General features: G+C 64.7%; 16 protein-coding genes. 9 read left to right on the plus strand and 7 right to left on the minus strand.

Features of this window, described 5'->3' with window-relative positions; translation table 11 throughout:
* Window positions 1–205 precede the first annotated feature (205 nt).
* The 3 genes from XH93_RS26695 to XH93_RS26705 all read left to right on the plus strand — a co-directional run bounded on the left by XH93_RS26695 (window position 206) and on the right by XH93_RS26705 (window position 2516).
* Window positions 206–652, plus strand: a complete 447-nt coding sequence (locus tag XH93_RS26695) for an iron-sulfur cluster assembly scaffold protein (protein ID WP_194469773.1) — start codon at window positions 206–208, stop codon at window positions 650–652.
* Window positions 653–1445: 793 nt separating this feature from the next.
* Window positions 1446–1751, plus strand: a complete 306-nt coding sequence (locus tag XH93_RS26700) for a hypothetical protein (protein ID WP_194469774.1) — start codon at window positions 1446–1448, stop codon at window positions 1749–1751.
* 576 nt (window positions 1752–2327) lie between these two features.
* The gene (locus tag XH93_RS26705) at window positions 2328–2516 is read left to right on the plus strand and encodes a hypothetical protein (protein WP_194469775.1); all 189 of its coding nucleotides are present in this window, start codon (window positions 2328–2330) and stop codon (window positions 2514–2516) included.
* Window positions 2517–2616: 100 nt separating this feature from the next.
* Here XH93_RS26705 and XH93_RS26710 read toward each other — a convergent pair whose 3' ends face one another.
* Window positions 2617–2763 (minus strand): hypothetical protein, encoded by a 147-nt coding sequence (locus tag XH93_RS26710; RefSeq protein ID WP_246799307.1) that lies wholly within the window; start codon window positions 2761–2763, stop codon window positions 2617–2619.
* A 753-nt stretch (window positions 2764–3516) separates the two neighbouring features.
* The gene (locus XH93_RS26715; protein ID WP_194469777.1) at window positions 3517–4440 is read right to left on the minus strand and encodes a hypothetical protein; all 924 of its coding nucleotides are present in this window, start codon (window positions 4438–4440) and stop codon (window positions 3517–3519) included.
* 311 nt (window positions 4441–4751) lie between these two features.
* Here XH93_RS26715 and yidD point away from each other — a divergent pair, with 311 nt between their 5' ends.
* Both yidD and XH93_RS26725 read left to right on the plus strand, forming a co-directional pair.
* Window positions 4752–5066, plus strand: a complete 315-nt coding sequence (yidD, locus tag XH93_RS26720) for a membrane protein insertion efficiency factor YidD (RefSeq protein WP_139484570.1) — start codon at window positions 4752–4754, stop codon at window positions 5064–5066.
* A gap of 75 nt (window positions 5067–5141) precedes the next feature.
* Window positions 5142–5309 (plus strand): hypothetical protein, encoded by a 168-nt coding sequence (locus tag XH93_RS26725; RefSeq protein ID WP_194469778.1) that lies wholly within the window; start codon window positions 5142–5144, stop codon window positions 5307–5309.
* Window positions 5310–5496: 187 nt separating this feature from the next.
* Here the strand turns inward: XH93_RS26725 and XH93_RS26730 are convergent, their stop codons facing one another.
* Complete coding sequence (locus tag XH93_RS26730) at window positions 5497–6702, minus strand: hypothetical protein (protein WP_194469779.1); 1206 nt, start codon at window positions 6700–6702, stop codon at window positions 5497–5499.
* 1 nt (window position 6703) lies between these two features.
* Window positions 6704–8074, minus strand: a complete 1371-nt coding sequence (locus XH93_RS26735) for an APC family permease (RefSeq protein ID WP_194469780.1) — start codon at window positions 8072–8074, stop codon at window positions 6704–6706.
* 308 nt (window positions 8075–8382) lie between these two features.
* Between XH93_RS26735 and XH93_RS26740 the strand changes: the two genes are divergently transcribed.
* A complete protein-coding gene (locus XH93_RS26740) occupies window positions 8383–9687 on the plus strand; it encodes an alpha/beta hydrolase (RefSeq protein ID WP_371814793.1) in 1305 nt (434 codons plus the stop codon).
* Between the two features lie 231 nt (window positions 9688–9918).
* Here the strand turns inward: XH93_RS26740 and XH93_RS26745 are convergent, their stop codons facing one another.
* Both XH93_RS26745 and XH93_RS26750 read right to left on the minus strand, forming a co-directional pair.
* Window positions 9919–11055, minus strand: a complete 1137-nt coding sequence (locus XH93_RS26745) for an MFS transporter (RefSeq protein WP_194475345.1) — start codon at window positions 11053–11055, stop codon at window positions 9919–9921.
* A 129-nt stretch (window positions 11056–11184) separates the two neighbouring features.
* Window positions 11185–12492 (minus strand): hypothetical protein, encoded by a 1308-nt coding sequence (locus tag XH93_RS26750; RefSeq protein ID WP_194469781.1) that lies wholly within the window; start codon window positions 12490–12492, stop codon window positions 11185–11187.
* 208 nt (window positions 12493–12700) lie between these two features.
* Between XH93_RS26750 and thrS the strand changes: the two genes are divergently transcribed.
* The 3 genes from thrS (at window position 12701) to XH93_RS26765 (ending at window position 16546) form a co-directional block, all read left to right on the plus strand.
* On the plus strand, window positions 12701–14746 hold the full coding sequence (thrS, locus tag XH93_RS26755) for a threonine--tRNA ligase (protein WP_194469782.1): 2046 nt from the start codon (window positions 12701–12703) through the stop codon (window positions 14744–14746).
* 88 nt (window positions 14747–14834) lie between these two features.
* On the plus strand, window positions 14835–15398 hold the full coding sequence (locus tag XH93_RS26760; protein WP_139484565.1) for a nitroreductase: 564 nt from the start codon (window positions 14835–14837) through the stop codon (window positions 15396–15398).
* A 299-nt stretch (window positions 15399–15697) separates the two neighbouring features.
* A complete protein-coding gene (locus tag XH93_RS26765) occupies window positions 15698–16546 on the plus strand; it encodes a hypothetical protein (RefSeq protein ID WP_194469783.1) in 849 nt (282 codons plus the stop codon).
* Window positions 16547–17232: 686 nt separating this feature from the next.
* Here XH93_RS26765 and XH93_RS26770 read toward each other — a convergent pair.
* Complete coding sequence (locus tag XH93_RS26770; protein ID WP_194469784.1) at window positions 17233–19716, minus strand: bifunctional diguanylate cyclase/phosphodiesterase; 2484 nt, start codon at window positions 19714–19716, stop codon at window positions 17233–17235.
* Between the last annotated feature and the right edge of the window lie 262 nt (window positions 19717–19978).

Here is a 19978-nt window from a genome sequence, read left to right on the forward strand (position 1 = left end):
GGGCCGGATGTGTCACCGGGCAGACGGGGCGGATTTCACGCCGCCGGGCGCCTGAGTCCCATACTTATAGCACCGTCGCGAGCGGAGGTGGGCCGCGCCGGCCGCATGGCCGGACTATGTTTCCGGCGTTGCGGTCCATATATAGGACGGTGAAACGTAACCGCCAAGAGCGCCGGAAGCGCGCCGGAACCAGGCATCGGTCCCCATGCTGAACGACATTTACAACAAGCGGATCATCGAGTTGGCCGGCAATATTCCGCGCCTCGGACGGCTCAAGGATCCCGACGCCAGCGCCACCGCCCACTCCAAACTGTGCGGCTCGACCGTAAAGGTCGACCTCAAGATGGACGGCGGCGTGGTCACCGACTTCGCCCATGACGTCAAAGCCTGCGCGCTCGGCCAGGCCTCGTCCTCGATCATGGCCAGCCACGTGGTCGGCTCCAGCGCGGACGAACTGCGCGAGCTGCGCGAGACCGTCCGCAAGATGCTGAAGGACAACGGCCAGCCGCCCGAGGGCGGCAAATGGGCCGACATCGCCCTGCTCGAACCGGTCCGCGACTACAAGGCCCGCCATGCCTCGACCCTCTTGACGTTCGATGCGGTGGTCGACGCGATCGGCCAGATCGAGGCCAAGGCGAAGCAGCCGGCGTAGGCGGCGGTGCGCGCCGTTCGCGCGACGCAGCGCCCGCCAGACCCGTCATCCCCGCGCAAAGGCGAAGCCTTTGTCGCTGGAGGCGCGAGCCCTTGCGAGCCTCGAAGGATGAATCGGCCACCAGCCGGGCCGTGCATCCTTCGAGGCTCGCGCAGCGGCGCAAGTGCGCTGCAAGGCTCGCGCCTCAGGATGACGGGAAACATAACTCGGCATTCTCGCGACATCCCTTGCCCGAGCTTTGTCTTTCGTTCCGCCCTCTCTGAAAACAGAGGGCGCAGGGAATGCCGGGTGCGCGCTGCACCCGCGGTCTCGCGTGCATGGGTAGAAAAAGAAACGCACACGAGCATACAGGTTCAGCGGAGGCAACTCCGGCATTCCCTGCGCAATGGCTTTACGGCTTATACGTGCTCACCCCGGCGAGACCGGGCTTTGTTGTCACCGCCCCGGCAACGACGCTTGCGCGTCGTGCAAGGAGACACCAACCACTGGGGCGTCAGGCCCACACGATTTCACCGTCCGCCCCGGCACGTTCGTCTCGTGCGCCGGAGCGGCCACCGCATCTCACCGCAACACCCGTGACGATCGCGAAGCGCCCCTCAATCGGATGAGATGAGCGAACTATACTTTGAGTTGTCATTCGGATAAAGCGAATTATTTTCGCAGTAGGGGCTTGCGCCGTCGGGCAACTCACTGATTAAATTCCTGCGGACAGCTCCGTCGCCGCAAGCGAGTTCGTCAGATCCCGCATGTTGCTGCGCTGATGCGGGCTGTCTCACGAGCAGATGTTGATGCGATGACCGACGAGAAAGAGATTCAAGCGCGTCGTCTCGCCGAGAAGAAGGCGTACCGGTTGACGCTGACCGGCGATGCAGCCGAGTTGATAAAGACCCTCAAGGAGCGATCGCCCGAGGCTTGGCGATCGTACGTGCGTACAGTCGAGCAGCAAGCCAAAATTAAGCCCAAGGTATTCGACGTAATCTATCATACGGTGTTAGCGCTTTTCCCAGGTCGGGACACGGAGCAAGTCGTCGATCTGATCGCGCGGATGCTCGAGATGGTCCAACAAGAGCTTCGCGATGAAGAAGGGGCCTCGGAATGAGTGGCGTCGTTTTTCTGGAGGCGGACCGTGGCGGGTGTCACACAGTCCCGCATGTCGCTGCGCTCGTGCGGGCTACTTGCTTTCGCCAGGACGACAGTGGGATCGTTTTCGATCCACTGTCAACAATCGCGGTGTCATCACCCGCGCATGCGGGTGATCCAGTATTCCAGAGACGGCAGTGATTGAGCCGAGAGGCCGCGGCGTACTGGATCGCCCGGTCCATGTGCGCAATTGCGCACAGGCCGGGCGATGACAGTTGTGGGTGGGACGGCAGCTTCGCACTCTCGGGACATGATTTTGGACACCTGAGGGCGGTCAACATCAGCAACGGCCGAAAGCGGGATAAGCGACGTTGGCTCCGAAAGCCCTCAAGCACCGATTCCCGCCCGTTTGGAACGTCCGTGCCGCGGCGCCGTTGGAACGGTCGGGTGCCCGCCGCCCCCGACCTGGGATGGCCCCGGCTCTTCAATGCCCCTAAGCCCCCCGGAGCTGGGGTCGTCTCGGTACATGATGAGCTTGGCTTTGGTGCAGCGCCCTCGTTGCCGATGGTGGCCGGGCGCCAGCAGGAAAGAGACGATGCCGGACGATCTTGAGTATCGAAGTCACCAGTTGGCGGTCATCGAGCAGCCCGGCGGCGGCTTCTTCGTCGAGATCACGCCGCCCGCGGGAGGCCAAATCATCCGGACCGTGACGTATCAGAGCAGGCAGCAAGCCATCGCCGAGGCAAAGGCGAATATCGACAAGCACCCTCACGAAAGGCGCTGATCACACCGGCTCGAAATCGCGATCTTCAAAATCCCATAGCGTCTTCCACACGATTGAGCGACCGCAGACGGAAGCTGTCTTTGGCGAATCCACGCGCCATTCACGGCCGAGGCTTGCCCGTTTTCGTTGGTGTGACGGCGTCCGTCAGCGCCTGCTTTAGTTGTTCGGCCTGCTCCTTCGTCAGTTTCTCGGCAAAGCCGGCGTTCTTCAAAAGCGCCGGCCCCTTGCGCTCCCGGTCGTAAACCATCCAGCCGGTGCCTCCTGTCCGAACGACGAACCTGGCCTGTCGTGGAGGTGCTTGGCTCAACATCTTCCCTCAAAATGACGTGCTCTTCGGAATTTCCAGATGCCGTTGTGTGGGACCGTTCAGACCAGCCGGTGACCCGCAAAAGGCACCTTCAGTTTCAAAACGCACTCAGCGGTGCTTTATTCCCGAACTGGGACACTGAAATTCCCAGCACAAAAACGAAGTGCAGGTTCTATGCCACTCGATGCCGTGCGTGCGGCAAACGCAGAAAGCGTAGCCCGCATCAGCGGAGCGATGTGCAGGGTTCACCGGTTTGCGCATGTCGCTGTGCTCATGCGGGCTGCTCGCTACTCTCGCTACGCGCTCCGGAACAACACTGCCGGAGATGGCAGCAGAAAGGCCGCTGATGAAGGCGGCCTTTCCTATGCGACCCCAGCAACATTAGGGGGCCTGTGCAGGGGCAGTTGCTGAGGCTCTACCGACCCGAGTGGCGCGACTGGGCAGGTGGACTTCCATCAAATGAATAGAGCGACGGCTGTTAATGCGACCGGACAAAGTCCGAGTACGACGATGCCCGCGCTGGAAATAACTTCGGACATGACGTGCGCCTCAAATACAAGACGCTCAACCTATGACAAGGCGGCAACCACGCAAAGTGCAGTTCGTGCCATTCTTTCCCGTAATCGTATGGGAAGACACCCCGACCCAATGATCCAACGGGGCGGCGTTTCGCTGCGCGCTCCGCAACGACAATCAATGATTGGCCGGCTGCCCCGGTGCCGGCGGCGGCGGCGCGGTGCCGCCGGTCGCCACGACCTCGGCGGTCTTGGTCGCCCGCACCGGCTGCGGCTGGGCCTCGCCGTCCGCCGCGCTGCTCACGAAGCGGTCGCGGTCCTTCGGCTTGGCGTCGGCGACGGGAGTGGCGTCGTCCTTGCGCGGCAGCACGTCCGCGACCGCATCCGTGGTGACGAGATTGGTCAGCCGCAATTCGTCGGCCGACAATTCGTGCAGATCCTCCCACGGCGGCACGCTGAGCGCGAGCGCCAACAGCTCGCCTGCCCCGCCCATATCAAAGGTGTATTTGGCGAGCCGGCCGATGTCGCGCTCGACGATCATCAGGTCCTGCGCGGTGTAGCTTGCGGCCCGCGCGTCGTCGGCACGGTCGCCCATCCAGATCTGGTGAACGCGGACATGGGCGGCCGGCGGCACGTAGCGGGTCTTGCCCGACAGCAGCAGGAACACGCACATCGACTCGCAATAGGCCTCCGGCATCACGCCGGCGCGGTCGCCCGGCCCGGGCTGGCTAACGACGCTGGTGCCGACCGTGGTCAGCGCACCCAGGCTGCGGAAGCGGCGGCCGAGCGCGATCGCGTCGTTGACGGAACCGCCGGAGGAATCGAGCACGATGGTGGCGCCATTGAGCTGCCGGCCGCGGGCGAACTCGTCGAACTCCTTCGGGCTGTCGGCGGTGATGATGCCGACCGCCGACACCCAGCCCCGGCAATTCGGCTGGCAGGCGACCCAGTTGAACTTCATCGGCAGCTTGCGCTCCTCGAGGGTCGAGCCTGCGCGCGCCTGACTGCCCAGCGTCGTGACCGTGCCGGAACCTGCGATGCAAATCGCAACGGCGCCGAGCAGCGCCCAGCCGGGCAATGAAAGCGATCTCAGAAACGTCAAGTTGGTTCCTTCCCCCAAGCCCCACTTCGCGAGTCAAAGGTCGCGAGCGGCGGTGGCAATGGCCCCATGTCAGCGCGCCATGATTCTGTCATCTGCGCGTTGCTGGAACGGTAGCGTTGCCAAAGCAAACCGTCCATAGGACCGCTTGCTGCAGCGCTACCGGTGCACTGCGATAATTGCGAACTGTGGCGTAAATATCTGCAGCGACTGAGTTCCTTGGCTTGGAACCCCCGCAAGACTACGTACATAGTGCGATCATGCTGCCGACAGATCATCCAACGTCACATCCTTCTCGATGCATCAACGGATGCATGGAGTGTGCCAGCTTCGTGCGCCGCCTGCCGCGCAATTTCGGCCGCGCGCTGATCTGGATCTACCGCCACACGCTGTCGCCGCTGGTCGGCTACAACTGCCGGCATCTGCCGACCTGCTCAGTCTATGGCGATGAGGCGATCGAGCGCTTTGGATTGTGGGGCGGCGGCTGGATGACCCTGGCGCGGCTGCTGCGTTGCCACCCGTTCGGCACGTCGGGAATCGACAACGTGCCGCAGACCAGGCCGCCAGGTGCGCGCTGGTACCTGCCCTGGCGCTACGGCCGCTGGCGCGGCGTCAACGAGAATGGATGAGCGCGCATTGCTGGTGCGCGGAACTGTGGCGAAGCTGCCGCATTGTCGTGTTGCCCCTTTGGGGAGGAAACAACAATGCGCTGGAAAATCAGCCACAATGGGCACGACCCCCGGCAGATCGATCTGCTGGCCGTGCTTGCGCTCCTCGTCCTGATCGTTGCCGCCTACGCCTACTTCGTCCACGACCCGGGCAAGCCGAACACCACGGCATTCATCGTGCCGAGCCAGAGCGTGAAGTGGTGAGACGCGCATCCGGGCTATGGTCTTCTCCTTCCCCCTGAAAGGGGGAAGGTCGGGATGGGGGTGAGCCGCAGGCGACGGTGTCCATGGAGAGAGCAGATCCCCACCCGCTTTGCTCTGCGAGCAAAGCGACCTCCCCTTTTCAAGGGGAGGTGGGGAGCCTCGTAGCTCGGATGAAGCGAAGCTACGGCTAACGCCAGAACCAGAACGGCGGTGGCGGGAGCGGACGCGGCTTGCGCGGCCGCGGCCTTGGCGGCGCCGCCGGCGCGGCGTCCTCGGGCGCGGCCGCGGCCTCCGCGGCGCCGGTGCCGTCATCGGGCAGTTTCACCGACAGCAGCACATTGGATTCATGGGTGCGCCAGCGATAGCCGATGCCGAAATCGATCGGCTGCGCCCGGCTGAACAGCTGCGCATAGGACGCCTGATAGCGGCCGGGAAACTTGTCGATCGGACCGAGATAGCGGCCGAACGGGAAGAAGCGCCACTTCTTCGCATTGTAGTAGGTCAGCGGAATTCCGGAATCGTCCTGGATGATGGTCGCGCTGTTGGCGAGGATGAAGTTGCGCACCGTGGTGAAATTGCCGCCGTGCATCAGATAGGACGCGCTCTTGATCAGGCTGTTGCCTGGCGCCAGCGTCGCGCAAAACTTGAGGAAGCCGCTCGCCTTGACGCCGGAATTGGAGAGATCGGTCGAGAAGTAGTACAGCGTCTTCTCCACCCCGTCGGGTCCGGCGAACAGGATGCGGATGCCGCGCGCATTGCTGCGCGCCGGCACGTCGGTGCCGACGGCCAAGGTGCCGTTGTCGTCGAGCGTGACCGGCTTGACGTCACGCACCGTCTTGCCGGAGCGCGCCAGGAACACATAGAGGATCGGCAAGGTGCCGCCGACCTGGCTGGCATGCAGGTCGGTCTTCATGTTCTTGGTGATGAAGAACGAGAAGCTCAGGATCGACTGCAGCGAATGTTCGACATTGGCGAGCGCCGCACTGAGGCCGCCGGGCGGCAGTCTGGTCAAGTCGGCAACGTTGCCGGGCGGCTCCAGCGCGCTCAGCACGTAGGTGGTCGCCTTGCCGTAGAATGCGTCGGCGTAGAGGAAGTCGGGACCCGAGAACATGTAGAACATGGTCGGCTTCGGCGCGGCGAGATTGGCGTCGGACCAGGCGCGGATCTTCGACAATTGCCGCTGCTCGAGTTGGCCGAAGGCCGAGTCGAAAAATCTTGCGTGACGCTGCCAGGCCGGGCTCTTGGTCAACGGCGTGAGCGGCGAGTCCGCCGACGGCGCCATGCCGGCGAGAAAGCGCGCCGTATCGTCGGCCGTCGCCTCGGCGGCGCGCGCCGCCGGCGCAGCCAGCAGCAGGCTTGCTGCCAGCGTCAACATCCTCACAAACAATGGCATGTCATTCACTACCCGGGCGTTCGCTTCTGGGATGATCGGGCCGCTTGCGGAAGATCGCGTAGATCACAAGGCCGGAAACCATGATCAAGGTACCAAGCGCCGACTGCAGCGGGCGTTGCGTCAGAAGATAGTACATCATGAAGGCGGTCACGAGCAGGAAAACCAGCGGCGTGATCGGGTATCCCCAGGCCCGGTACGGACGCGGCAGGTCGGGATGGGTGATGCGCAGCTTGATCACGCCTGCGACCGCAAAGAACGAGCAGAACAGCAGCGCGAACTGGATGAAATCGAGCACCGCCTCGAAGCTGCGTGTGAGCAGCATCACGCTGGCCACCGCAAGCTGAAACAGGATCGCAGGGACCGGCGCGCCGCGGCTCGAGCGCCGCGCGAACAGCCGTAGCGCCGGGATGTCCTCGCCCATCGTCATCATCACGCGCGGGCCGATCCACATCATCGCGGAGATCGAGGAGATCAGCCCGACGCAGATCATCGCGCCGACGATGCGGCCGCCGACCTCGCCGAAGATGTAGCTGCCGGAGATGCGGGCCACGTCGAGCTGGCCGGCGAGCTTGTCGATCGGCGCGGTGTGCAGGAACACCGCGTTGAGCGCCACGTAGAGCACCAGCACGATCAGCGTGCCCGTCAGCATCGCGCGCGGCAGATTGCGTTCCGGCATCCGCATCTCGCCGATGATGTAGGTCGCGGCATTCCAACCCGAGAACGAATACATCACGAACACCAGGCTGATCGCGAACGGCGCGCTCAAGACCTGGCCGAGCGCGGCCGATGTCGGCGCGAACGAGGTCGGCTGCGGCGTTGCGATCACGAAGCCGGTGACCAGGAAGCCGACGATCAGCACCACCTTGAGGACCGTCGCGATCAGCTGGAAGGTCGAGGAGTGCTTCACGCCGGTGAGCTGGACGATCGAGACCAGCCACACCACACCGATCGCGAGCAGCAGCGGCGGCGCATCGGGAAGGATCGCGCGGCCATACTCGCCGAACGCCATCGCCGCCAGCGCGACCGGTGCGGCAAAGCCGACCGTCGCCGAAACCCAGCCGGCGACGAAGCCGAACGCCGGATGATAGGCGCGGCCGAGGAAATTGTACTCGCCGCTGGAGCGCGGGAACATCGCGCCGAGCTCGCCATAGGAGAACACGCCGCACAGCGCGACGATGCCGCCGACCGTCCACAGCAGCAGGATCGAGAAGCCGGAGGGGATGTCCTTGACCTGAAAGCCGAGGCTGGTGAAGACGCCGACGCCGACCATGTCGGCGACGACGATGGCGGTCGCGGTCAGGACCGAAACGGTCGAGCCGGTGCCGGGAAACGGGCCGCGCAGCGCCGCGCTTTCGGTGTGTGATGCCGCCATCGACCGTCCCCTCAAGCCGCCGCGCGCCGGAGCGCCCATGGTGCAGGCTCGCGCCGCGCAATTCAAGCAGTGTTAACAATGGTTTAAATCGTAACCCTGAGAGGTGCCAAAATACCACAATCCGATAGGCCACCGAGTCTGACAAGGGCCTGGATCGCAAAACGGGACAGCCCTCCCACAATCAAGACACGATTGGATGGTTTCATAATGCCTTCCGGATGTGGGGAAAGCTTCCGGAAGCTTAACGTGACCTCAACACCGACAAGCTCAAATGCGTCGTTTGCCGGTGGGGTCAAGGCAACGGGTGGATGGTCGGGGCGCAACCGAAATTCGACGGCGATGATCGTGCGCGCAGGGTGATGGCACCCTGCGCGCCACGATTTGCGCGGTCGCACCGGATCCTCGCAGCCGCGATCCTGCTCCCGCTTGCGCTGCCGCTCGCCCACTGCGGCAAGGCGCCGAACGCCGAGATGGTCGCGGCCAATTCCCAAGCGACCGGAGTGACCGGCGGCGACAGCTTCGAGGATCGCTTCCCGGCACCGCAATTCAGCGATCGCTTTCCGACCGACAAGGAAAGTTTTGCGCCGTACCAGCGGACCGTCGCGCTCGCGCCGGCCCCGGCTGCGCCGACGCAGCCGAAGGCCGCGCCCTCGCCGGTCCGCCTCGCCTCGATCTCGCCGACCCTGCCGCTGCCGCGCACCACCGAGCGCGACGAACTGACCACGCTGGTCAGCATGAAATCCTCCGCCTTCCCGTATTTCGGCAACAATCCGCGCAACGACGTCCCGTTCCTCAACGTCGGCAAGGGCGAGCGCCGCGGCCACCGCAGCCTCTCCGGCCGCGTCTACTGGCAGAACGAGACCTACAACGACAGCCGCGTGCTGGTGCACGTGCCGGAAAGTTTTGACGCCAGCAAGCCGGGCGTGATCGTGGTGTTCTTCCACGGCAACGGCGCGACGCTGGAGCGCGACGTGCGCGACCGCCAGCTGGTGCCTCAGCAGATCACCGAGTCCGGGCTCAACGCCGTGCTGCTCGCGCCGCAAATGGCGGTCGATGCCGCCGACTCCAGCGCCGGCAAGTTCTGGCAGGCGGGCGGCCTCAAGCGCTTCCTCGACGAATCTGCCACCCACCTCGCCCGCCTCTATGGCGATCCCAAATCCGCGCAGGCGTTTTCCAACATGCCGGTCGTGATCGTCGGCTACAGCGGCGGCTTCCTGCCGACCGCCTGGAGTCTCGCGGTCGGCGGCGCCACCGATCGGGTCCGCGGCGTGGTGCTGCTCGACGCCGTCTATGGCGAGCTCGACAAGTTCGCTTCCTGGATCGAGAAGAACCGCACCGGCTTCTTCATCTCGTCCTATACGCGCTACACCAAGCAGCGCGACCGCGAGCTGATGTCGATGCTGCGCGACAAGGGCATCACGGTCAGCGAGAGCATGCAGGGTCCGCTGCATCCCGGTAGCGTGGTGTTCGTGCAGACGCGCGACGGCATCACCCATCGCAGCTACGTGACGCAGGCCTGGACCGAGCTGCCGATCAAGGAAGTGCTGACCAAAATGGCGGCAACGCCGGCGCTGACGCGGCTGGCGAGCGCCCCTGCAGCGGCGAGCCGCTGATCGCGCATTCCGCGCCCGCGGACGCTGCCTCGGGGTTGCACAAAAATTGCTGTGTTGATGATCGAACGATTTGCAATGCGCGGCACTGTTTGCCTCGCGTGTGCACCATCGGGTGCTGATATTGGGACGACGATTTTTTGGGGAACGGCGACATGGTCGACTTCGAGGGCGAGGCGCTGCAGATGCCCGGCGTAAACTTCAAGGCGGTGATGACGCGGATCGCCGATTAATTTATTCGGCCGCGACGGCACGCGCGGTGCGGCGCGGCCGCGTGATGATCACGATCGTCAGGGCCACGGCAACGAAAGCGGCTGCGACGTAGCCCGCGCTGTGCAGCCACTCGCGCGCGAACAGCAAGCCTCCGATCGCCGAGCCGATGGCTTGGCCGACATAGAGCACCGAGGTGTTGAGCGAGACCGACGCCGACGCAAACGGCGGCGCTGCTGCGACGAGGCGCACCTGCTGCATCGAATTGGTCGACGCAAAGCCGAGCCCCCACAGCGCGACGGAGACCGCCATCAGCCCATACACGCCGGCGCTCACGGCCCAGCCGGCAACACCGGCCAGCAGCAATCCGGTGAACAGCACCGAGGTCCTCCAGGCGCCCCAGGTGTCGACGATCCGCGTTGCGATCATGATGCCGACGAAGCCGCAGATGCCGTAGAGCGCGAACACGATGCCGATGGCGTCAGAGCTCGCGCCGGTGAGCTTGGCGAGCAGCGGCCCCATGAAAGTGAATACCACGAACTGGCCGGACATCTGCAGCGTCGTGATCGCCAGCAGCAGGACGATCATCCGGTTGCGGCCGAGATCGAGCCAGGTCCGCAAGTCGACCGGCACGCCCTGCAAGCCGCCCGGCAACCGCCACCACAGCAGCGCGACGCTGACGAAGCCGGTCAGCGCGATCGCGCCATACGCCGCGCGGAATCCGTATCGGCTGGCGATGAAGGTGATCAGCGGCAGCCCGACCGCTGCGGCGAGCGACCAGCCGAGAAAGATGTAGGCGATGGTGCTGCCGCGCTTCTCCACCGGCACGATCAACGCCGCGGTGCCCGCCGCCTGCGGCGTGTAGAGCACGCCGATCGCGAGCATCACCAGGCGGATGATCAAGAGGCTGGCGTAGTCGGGCGCGACGGCGGAGGCCGCGTTGGTCAGCGCCAGCACCAGCAGCGTCACCGTGAGCAGCGTGCGCCGCTCGATCCGGCTGGTCAGCCACGCCGTCACCGGCGATCCGACGCACAGCACGATCGCGCCGAAGGTGATCAAAAGGCCCGCGGCGTGGATGGTTATGCCGAGGCCGCCGGACAGTTCCGCGAGCATGCCCGCCGGCGCCATCACCGAGCAACCGGTGACGATGTTGCCGAGCATCAAGGCGGTGGGAGCGAAGCGTTTCACCCGGCGTTGGTAGCAGACCGCAAGTTCAATGCAACTGCATCTAAATGCATGGCCGCTGGCCGGATCGCGCCCCTTGCGCTCCCCTTTGCGCTCCCCTTGCGCTCACGGCGACGGCGTTTCTCCCGGCGCGGCGCGGCCGCCGGATGGCGCGGCGCTGGCGCTCGAGGGCGTTGCAATGGCGCTCGGCGGCGCCGCCGCCGGCGACGCGGTCGAGGGCTTTGCGGCGGCCGGCGCCGCCGGGCACGACGTCATCAGTTGCGTCCACGCAGGCTCGAGACCGGTGGTGTCGATGTCGAACGTCGCCGGATTCGGCTTGCCGTCGGAACCTTGCGTGCTTTCGTCGACCTGCAGATGAGGCTCCGCCAGCATCGCCTTGACGGTGTCCGGCGTCACCGCATCGCTCCACACCTCGTATTTGCCGAGCCGCACCGCCAGTCTGCCGAACGCCACGGCCTTGCCGGTGCCGGCCGTCATCGCCACCGTGCTCTTGCCGGCTGTGCCCTCGTCGAACTCGCGCACGAACATCAGCCGCGCGCGCTCCCTGGTCTCGCAGAACAGCCGCCACTCCAGCATCCGGAACGCGGCGCCGTCGCCGCGCTTCTCCAGCGCGATCTTGCGCACATAGGGCCGCGCGACCTTTTCCAGCGTCCACATCGTCTCCGGCAGCGGCCTTGTGTCGATCCCGAAGCGATAGAGCTCGGGCCGCGTCAGCACGTGCATGCTCTCGAACTTCACGGTCTTGATCAGATCGTTGAGCTCGCGCTTGATCCCCATCGCCGCGACGAAGGCGGCGCGATCGCGATCGGCGGTCACGAGCTGACGCTGCCGGTACGCCGCCACGATCTCCGGCGGCGGATGTCCGTGCACCGTGAAGGTCAGCCTCGAATTATGCACGGCAATGACGGCATCCGGCGCCACCTCGCGGCTGGTGGCGCCGAGGAACAGATAGCCGCAGGCCGAGTTGCACAGCGCGTTGCGGGTGGTGAGCTCGGCCTCGACCTCGCCGACGGCATTCTTGATCGTCAGGCATTTGGCGTCGACCTGCGTGCCCGTGGCGCAGGCGCCCACAATAGTCCGGCCGACCCGGGCGATCGCCTTGCGGGCGCGGAGCAGCCGCGCGATGGCGTAGGACTGCTCGACATTGCCGCCCGGCGAATAGAGATAGATCGGCCGTTGCGTGTCCTTGACCTTGGCGAGGAAGCTGCGGATCCGCGCCGCGGCGCCGCGATCGATCTCGCCTTCGATTGCGATCCAGCGATCGCAGCCGGCGCCGCAGGCGTTCGCAGCGCCCTTGGCGAGGTAGATCGTCAGCTTCGGGGCAAATTCGACCTTCTCGGCAGGCGTCTCCTGCGCCCGCAACGCGGGCGAGATCGACAGCAAACCCACGACAAACAGGAGACGGCCAAACATGAAATTTGCTGATCGCACACCGCGGAAAATGGCGGCCGGACGTTAGACGATGCGCGGCGCAGCCGCAACGGCAGGTCGCATGCGATGCAGCCGCCGGCGCAGGCCGAATTTCTTGATATTGCCGGATTGCAGGCGTCGAATCCCCTGCTATACCGCTGCTTTCCGCTTACCTGCGTTCGTTCGCAGGAGTGAGCCACAGGAGCCCTTGATGCCCGATACGCCCAAATCCGAGTCCGGATTCCAGTACAGCCTCTCCAACCTCAAGCCCGCAGAACCCGTGCACAAGATCGCCCTCACCTTTCCGGATGGGGCGACGCGCGAATTCGCCCGCGGAACCACCGGCCTCGACATCGCCAAGGGCATCTCGCCCTCGCTCGCCAAGCGCACCGTCGCGATGGCGCTGGACGGTGTGCTCGCCGATCTCAACGATCCGATCGAGCAGGACGCCAAGATCGAGCTGATCAACCGCGAGCATCCGCGCGCGCTCGAGCTGATCCGGCACGACGCCGCGCATGTGCTGGCGGAGGCCGTGCAGTCGCTGTGGCCGGGCACGCAAGTGACGATCGGCCCGGTGATCGAGAACGGCTTCTATTACGACTTCTTCCGCAACGAGCCGTTCACCCCGGAGGATTTTGCCGCGATCGAGAAGCGGATGCGTGAGATCATCGCGCGCGACACGCCGTTCACCAAAGAGGTCTGGGATCGCGAGAAGACCAAGCAGGTGTTCCGCGACAAGGGCGAGGCCTTCAAGGTCGAGCTGGTCGACGCCATTCCCGGCGACGAGCCGATCAAGATCTACTTCCAGGGCGACTGGTTCGATCTGTGCCGCGGCCCGCACATGACCTCGACCGGCAAGGTCGGCAACGCCTTCCGCCTGATGAAGGTCGCGGGCGCCTATTGGCGCGGCGACTCCAACAACCCGATGCTGACCCGGATCTACGGCACGGCCTTCGCCAAGCAGGAGGACCTCGACGCCTATCTCAAGCAGATCGAGGAGGCCGAGAAGCGCGACCACCGCAAGCTCGGCCGCGAGCTCGACCTGTTCCATTTCCAGGAGGAAGGCCCGGGCGTGGTGTTCTGGCACCCGAAGGGCTGGACCATCTTCCAGCAGCTGATCGCCTATATGCGGCGGCGGTTGACCGGCGACTATGACGAGGTCAACGCGCCGCAGATCCTCGACAAGGTGCTGTGGGAGACCTCGGGCCACTGGGACTGGTACCGCGAGAACATGTTCGCCGCGCAGTCCGCCGGCGACGAGGCCGAGGACAAGCGCTGGTTCGCATTGAAGCCGATGAACTGCCCGGGCCACGTGCAGATCTTCAAGCACGGCCTGAAGAGCTACCGCGACCTGCCGCTGCGGCTCGCCGAGTTCGGCGTCGTGCACCGCTACGAGGCGTCGGGCGCGATGCACGGGCTGATGCGCGTGCGTGGCTTCACCCAGGACGACGCGCATGTGTTCTGCACCGAGCAGCAGCTCGCCGACGAGTGCCTCAAGATCAACGATCTGATCCTGTCGACCTACGCCGATTTCGGCTTCGAGGGCGAGCTCACCGTAAAACTGTCGACGCGGCCGGAGAAGCGGGTCGGCACCGACGAGATGTGGGATCACGCCGAGCGCGTGATGGCGACGGTGCTGGCGGAGATCAAGGCCAGCGGCAGCAACCGCATCAAGACCGAGATCAATCCGGGCGAAGGCGCGTTCTACGGGCCGAAGTTCGAATATGTGCTGCGCGACGCCATCGGCCGTGACTGGCAGTGCGGCACCACCCAGGTCGACTTCAACCTGCCGGAGCGTTTTGGCGCGTTCTATATCGACCATGACGGCTCGAAGAAGGTGCCTGTCATGGTGCACCGCGCGATCTGCGGCTCGATGGAGCGCTTCATCGGCATTTTGATCGAGCACTACGCCGGCAACTTCCCGCTCTGGCTGGCGCCGACGCAAGTCGTCGTCACCACCATCACCTCCGAGGGCGACGAGTACGCCAAGGTGGTGGCCGCCGCCGCGCGGCGGGCCGGCCTACGGGTCGAGATCGACCTGCGCAACGAGAAGATCAACTACAAGGTCCGCGAGCATTCGCTAGCCAAGATCCCGGCCCTGCTCGTCGTCGGCAAGAAGGAGGCCGAGACGCATTCGGTCTCTGTCCGCCGGCTCGGCAGCGAGCGGCAGACCGTGATGCCGACCGAGGAGGCGCTCGCCGCGCTGGTGGATGAGGCGACGCCACCGGACGTGAAGCGGGTGCGCGCGGCCGCCTGATCCTCACAATCGGTCTAAAGAAGGCTTTCACCGGCCCGGCCGTGCCCCTATCTCGAGGGCACGGCCACCATTCCCTGAGGACATTTCCGTGCCCGACGCCATTGAACTTCTGAAGACCCGCCGCTCGATGAAACCGCGCGAGATGACCTCCCCCGGCCCGTCGGCGGCCGAGCTCGAGACCATCTTGACGATCGGCGCGCGGGTGCCCGACCACGGCAAGCTCGCGCCGTGGCGCTTCATCGTGTTCGAGGGCGACGCCCGCGCACGGGCCGGCGACGTCATTGCAAAGGTGTTCGCGCGAAAAAATCCCGGCGCGCCGGCGGCCGACATCGAGGTCGAGAAGAAGCGCTTGACCGATGCGCCGCTGGTGATCGGCGTGGTGTCGTTCACCAGGCCGCACCCGAAGGTGCCGCCGTGGGAGCAGGAATTGTCGGCCGGCGCGAGCGCGATGAACATCGTCACCGCGGCGACCGCGCTCGGCTATGGCGCCTGCTGGCTGACCGGCTGGTTCGCCTTCGACCGCGACGTGCTCGACGGCCTTGGCCTGAAGCCGGACGAAAAGCTCGCCGGCCTGATCCACATCGGCACCCCGACCAAGCCGAGCGAAGACCGCCCGCGCCCGGCGCTGTCGGATATCGTCACGCGGTTTTAGTCGAGGCGCCGCATTGAAGCCCGCATGAGCGCAGCGATATGCGGGACCGCCGTCCCCGGGTGTCGCTCCGCTCACCCGGGCTACGAGGCTACCGGATATAGTGACGCGGTTCTAGGGCCGCATAGCCCATGTCATTTCCGATCCGGCCGCGCGTCCGAAGCCATTTCCCCAAACATCGAATTGACCCCCTGGCGGAAATGTGCCGCGCGAGAGTGCTCCACCAATAGTGGCTATTCGCCAAGGCTTTCTGCTAAGATTGCAGGCGATCTATTCGCAACTTTTGGCTGCTGGTAGAGATTGTGGAAATTCTTCGGAATCGCGCCAAGACATTCGTCGTCTTCGGCTGGGTCTTCTTTGTGGTGTCGGTGCCGGTTTGCCTTCTTATCAGAGCGGCTGCTGGTTTCAGCTCATTCTATTTCCCTGCGCACCCGCAAGTTACGTTGAATAGCTATGATATGGGTGCCTCCAACGTCGTTCTTGCTGCTGGCGCCTTTGCCGCAGTAGCTTCGTCGATCGCCCTTGCCCTGAAGTTCCGAGCCACCGCATCCGCGTTGGTTATTGTGATTTGGAGTACGGCAATTGCCGGCACCCAAGTGGTTCGATCCTTTGTAAAACCAGGACCGGACTATTTCGAGCGCCATATCGGCCCGGAGGTCTTCCTCGTACCTTGGTGGTACGCGGATTCGAGCCCCGGAAGACCTCCCCACGAAACGCCGAATGAGATTGGCTTCGTTTTCGATCTCTGCTTGTCCAATCTCAAGGGACGCACTGACATTGACTGTCGCTTTATTCAACAGGTCCGTGTTCTACCAAATGAGAAAAACGTTGCTGATCCTGTCTTAGAGTCATGGCGCAAGTACCGGTCTCAAATGAGTCCCGGCCCGGACCGTAGCGGTTATCAATCGTTTGACTTGCGCTATGCGTTGCAAACCGCCGGACCTACTCGTGTCGAGCATTACTTCGCGCGCCTGAATTCGAACGGAGACCTTACGCGACTTGTCAAGTGCTGGCTCGGCGGCGAAAGGTTTTGTATGCACCGCGCGCTGGTGGGCAACTATTGGTTCGGATACGAAGCAGACCTGGCGGCGGCTGATGAGACGCTAGATGCCGAGCTAGCGGCCCTGGTCGAGTCGTGGCGACGCAAGTAGCTTGCTGCGAATGGCTATAAGCGCGAGAGCTTATCCATCAAGCAAGGCCCCCTCCGAAGATGGATGACCGAGTCAACCCGGCCATGACGAGTGTGCCTACGCCGCCTTCCACGCGCGTGCCGCAAATCCCGTCAGCAATGTAGCCCGCATGAGCCAACGGGTCGCGAACGCGCGCCCGATGACAGGCTCCGCGATATGCGGGACCGCTGTCCCCGGGTATCGCTCCGCTCACCCGGGCTACGCGCGCTGGTGATTGCGGTCCGTCATTGCGAGGAGCTCGCGACAAAATGCAGAGCAATTTTGCGCTGAAGCGACGAAGCAATCCATACTTCCGCACATGCCGCACGATGGATTGCTCCGCTTCCCTCGCAATGACGGGGATAGCATCGTAGCCCGCATGAGCGCAGCGACATGCGGGACCCTCGCCCCCGGGTGTCGCTTCGCTCACCCGGGCTACCGGGCTGGTGATTGCGGTCCGTCATTGCGAGAAGCGATAGCGACGAAGCAATCCATGCTTCCGCGCATGCCGCACGATGGATTGCTTCGCTTCGCTCGCAATGACGGGGATAGGGCCGCATCTGCGGTGTCATTGCCGGGCTTGATCCGGCAATCCATCGAGACAAGAGATTCTTGCAAAAGAAGATGGATGGCCGGGTCAAGCCCGGCCATGACGGGCGTGGGAACCGTCAAGCCGCCTTCGATGCGCGCTTGGCAAAGCCGGCCAGCAACGCCGCGATCTCACTCCCCGGCTTCGCCGCGCTGAACAGAAAACCCTGCACCTCGTTGCAGCCTTCGGCGCGCAGCCAGTCGAGCTGGTCGACGGTTTCGACGCCCTCCGCCGTCGTGGTGATCTTGAGGCTGCGGCCGAGGCCGGAGATCGCGCGCACGATCGCGACGCAATCGGAGCGCCGCGCCAGGTCCTTCACGAACGAGCGGTCGATCTTGATCTTGTCGAACGGGAAGCTGCGCAGATAGCTCAGGCTGGAATAGCCGGTGCCGAAATCATCCATCGAGATGCTGACGCCGAGCTCGCGCAGCTGATGCAGGATCGCGAGGTTGGCCTCGGTCTCCGCTAGAAACACCGACTCGGTGATCTCCAGTTCAAGCCGCCGCGCCGGCAGGCCGGAATGCGCCAGCGCCGAGATCACGGCCTGGACCAGGTTGCGGCTGCGGAACTGGACCGGCGACAGGTTGACCGCGATCTTGACGTCGGCGGGCCACTTCATCGCCTCGGCGCAGGCTTCACGCAGCACCCATTCGCCGAGCGCCACGATCAGGCCGATGTCTTCCGCGACCGGGATGAATTCCGCCGGCGAGACCATACCCTTCTGCGGGTGCCGCCAGCGCAAGAGCGACTCGAAGCCACTGATGCGGTCGGCCGCGATATCGACCAGGGGCTGGTAGTGCAGCTCGAACTCGCCATTAGAGAAGGCCGCGCGCAGGTCGCGCTCCATGTCGCGGCGCTTCTGCGCCTGCTGGTCCATCTCGGGTTCGAAGAAATGATGCGTGCCGCCGCCCTCGGACTTGGCGCGGTACAACGCCATGTCGGCATTGCGCATCAGTTCTTCCGACGTGGTGCCGTCGCCGGGCGACAGCGCGATCCCGATGCTGGCGCCGACCACCACCTCGAGCCCGTCGATGTCATAGGGCGCGCTCAGAACCTCGATCAGCCGTTCCGCGAAGGCGCTGGCGTCCTTCGGCGACACGTCGGCCGCGAGCACGATCGCAAATTCGTCGCCGCCGAGCCGGGCGGCCACGTTGTCGCCCCGGACCTCCGCGCGCAGCCGCTCCGCGACCTGCTTGAGCAGCCGGTCGCCCATCGGATGGCCGAAGGAGTCGTTGACGTTCTTGAACAGGTCGAGGTCGACGCACATCACGGCAACGCGCTTGTTGCCGGAGCGGCCGCGCTCCAGCGCCGCGCCGAGGCGCTCCTGGTAGAAGTCGCGGTTCGGCAGGTTGGTCAGCCCGTCATGGTGCGCCATGTGGGCGATCCGCGCCTCGGCGGCGCGACGCTCGGTGATGTCGACCACCGCGACCAGATAGCCGTCACGGCCATCGAAGGTCACCTTGCGCCCGAAGGTCAGCACATGGATCTCGGTGCCGTCGGCGCGGACGTGCCGCCAGTCGCGGCTGGATTGATAGACGTCACCGATCTGCCGGAGCGCGGCGCTGTGCACCGCCCATTCATCCTCCGGCCAGATCTCGCGCAACGTCATGCCGAGGAATTTTTCGCGGGCGTAGCCATAGTGCTGCACGGCAGCGTCGTTGACGCTCAGGAACGCCATGGTGTCGGCGTCGAACACCCACATCGGCATCGGGTTGTTCTCGAACAGCAGGCGGAACGACACCTCGCGCTGCTTCAGCGCGGTGACGTCGGAGACCGTCAGCGACAGCATGTCGCCGAACGCGGTGACGCCGAGCCGCAGACAGCGATCGCCGCTGTCGATCTCGAACTGTCCGCCGGGACCGCCGCCGACGAATGCGCGCAGCCGGGCGATCACGTCGGGCGCCGCGAGCGGGTTGCCGCCGGCGCCGAGCCGGCGCCACAGCAGTTCGGTCGCGGGCTGCATCAACAGCCGTGCGGCGCCTTGGTTGAGATGGACGATCTGGAAGTCGGCCGGCTCACCCCGCGCATCGCGGATCGCGGCGAGCGACAGCACGCCCTCGTCGGTGGCGGAGAAGATCGTGTCCAAGAGATTGTACTGCGCGTTGCGTTCGTTGACGTAGACGCCGACCAGCACGCCGCCCCAGCGCGAGCGCGTCGGCAGCGCCAGCACGTCATAGGTCCGCACCAGGCCGTCGCGCACGCAATGCGCCGAGGCGAGATAGGGCCGGCAGTTCTGGCGCGCGTTCGCCGCGGCTTCGGTCAGCGCAGTGGCGCAGTCCGGCGGCAGCGCGCCGAGCGGAATGTCCCAGCGCTCGTCGTTCAACCAGGTCTGGATGTAGCGGCCGGGTTGCGAGACGCGCAGCACGCCGTCGACGTCGCGCAGCAGCACGATGTGATCCGCGAGACGGCCGAGGCTGCCGAGCATCACGTCTTCATATTGCGGCAGCTTCTCGCCCGGCCGCACCGCCGCCTGCCACTTGCGCTGCAGAACCGGCACGTCAGCGAACATCTCGGAATTGAATTTGGCCGATGTCTTTGCTGATTTCTTGTTGGCCATCGCCATGGCACGCCCCGTTCACGCAAGCGCCAGAGCATGATCCAGAAAAGTGCGAAGCAGCTTCTCGGACGATCATGCTCAGGCAGAAGTTAGAGCGCGACGATGGTTCGACCCGATCGCGCCGCGCTTGTCCCCGCGGCATCCAAGTCAACCCCGCTTAACGCCATGTAAAAAAAGCGCAGTGTCGCGCGGCAACGAGCGATTATGACGGCATAAATTTGCGTGATGGTTAGTCGGTGTTAGCGACTATGACAGTTGCATGAAATGC

It is taken from the genome of Bradyrhizobium sp. CCBAU 51753 (assembly GCF_015291565.1).
GTDB lineage: Bacteria > Pseudomonadota > Alphaproteobacteria > Rhizobiales > Xanthobacteraceae > Bradyrhizobium > Bradyrhizobium ivorense.

Excerpts from the sequence above, each read along its gene's own strand:
- XH93_RS26695 (WP_194469773.1), top strand. The coding sequence starts at position 206 with ATGCTGAACGACATTTACAACAAGCGGATCATCGAGTTGGCCGGCAAT.
- XH93_RS26700 (WP_194469774.1), top strand. The coding sequence starts at position 1,446 with ATGACCGACGAGAAAGAGATTCAAGCGCGTCGTCTCGCCGAGAAGAAG.
- XH93_RS26705 (WP_194469775.1), top strand. The coding sequence starts at position 2,328 with ATGCCGGACGATCTTGAGTATCGAAGTCACCAGTTGGCGGTCATCGAG.
- XH93_RS26710 (WP_246799307.1), bottom strand. The coding sequence starts at position 2,763 with ATGGTTTACGACCGGGAGCGCAAGGGGCCGGCGCTTTTGAAGAACGCC.
- yidD (WP_139484570.1), top strand. The coding sequence starts at position 4,752 with ATGGAGTGTGCCAGCTTCGTGCGCCGCCTGCCGCGCAATTTCGGCCGC.
- XH93_RS26725 (WP_194469778.1), top strand. The coding sequence starts at position 5,142 with ATGCGCTGGAAAATCAGCCACAATGGGCACGACCCCCGGCAGATCGAT.
- XH93_RS26730 (WP_194469779.1), bottom strand. The coding sequence starts at position 6,702 with ATGCCATTGTTTGTGAGGATGTTGACGCTGGCAGCAAGCCTGCTGCTG.
- XH93_RS26735 (WP_194469780.1), bottom strand. The coding sequence starts at position 8,074 with ATGGCGGCATCACACACCGAAAGCGCGGCGCTGCGCGGCCCGTTTCCC.
- XH93_RS26740 (WP_371814793.1), top strand. The coding sequence starts at position 8,383 with ATGGTCGGGGCGCAACCGAAATTCGACGGCGATGATCGTGCGCGCAGG.
- XH93_RS26745 (WP_194475345.1), bottom strand. The coding sequence starts at position 11,055 with ATGCTCGGCAACATCGTCACCGGTTGCTCGGTGATGGCGCCGGCGGGC.
- XH93_RS26750 (WP_194469781.1), bottom strand. The coding sequence starts at position 12,492 with ATGTTTGGCCGTCTCCTGTTTGTCGTGGGTTTGCTGTCGATCTCGCCC.
- thrS (WP_194469782.1), top strand. The coding sequence starts at position 12,701 with ATGCCCGATACGCCCAAATCCGAGTCCGGATTCCAGTACAGCCTCTCC.
- XH93_RS26770 (WP_194469784.1), bottom strand. The coding sequence starts at position 19,716 with ATGGCGATGGCCAACAAGAAATCAGCAAAGACATCGGCCAAATTCAAT.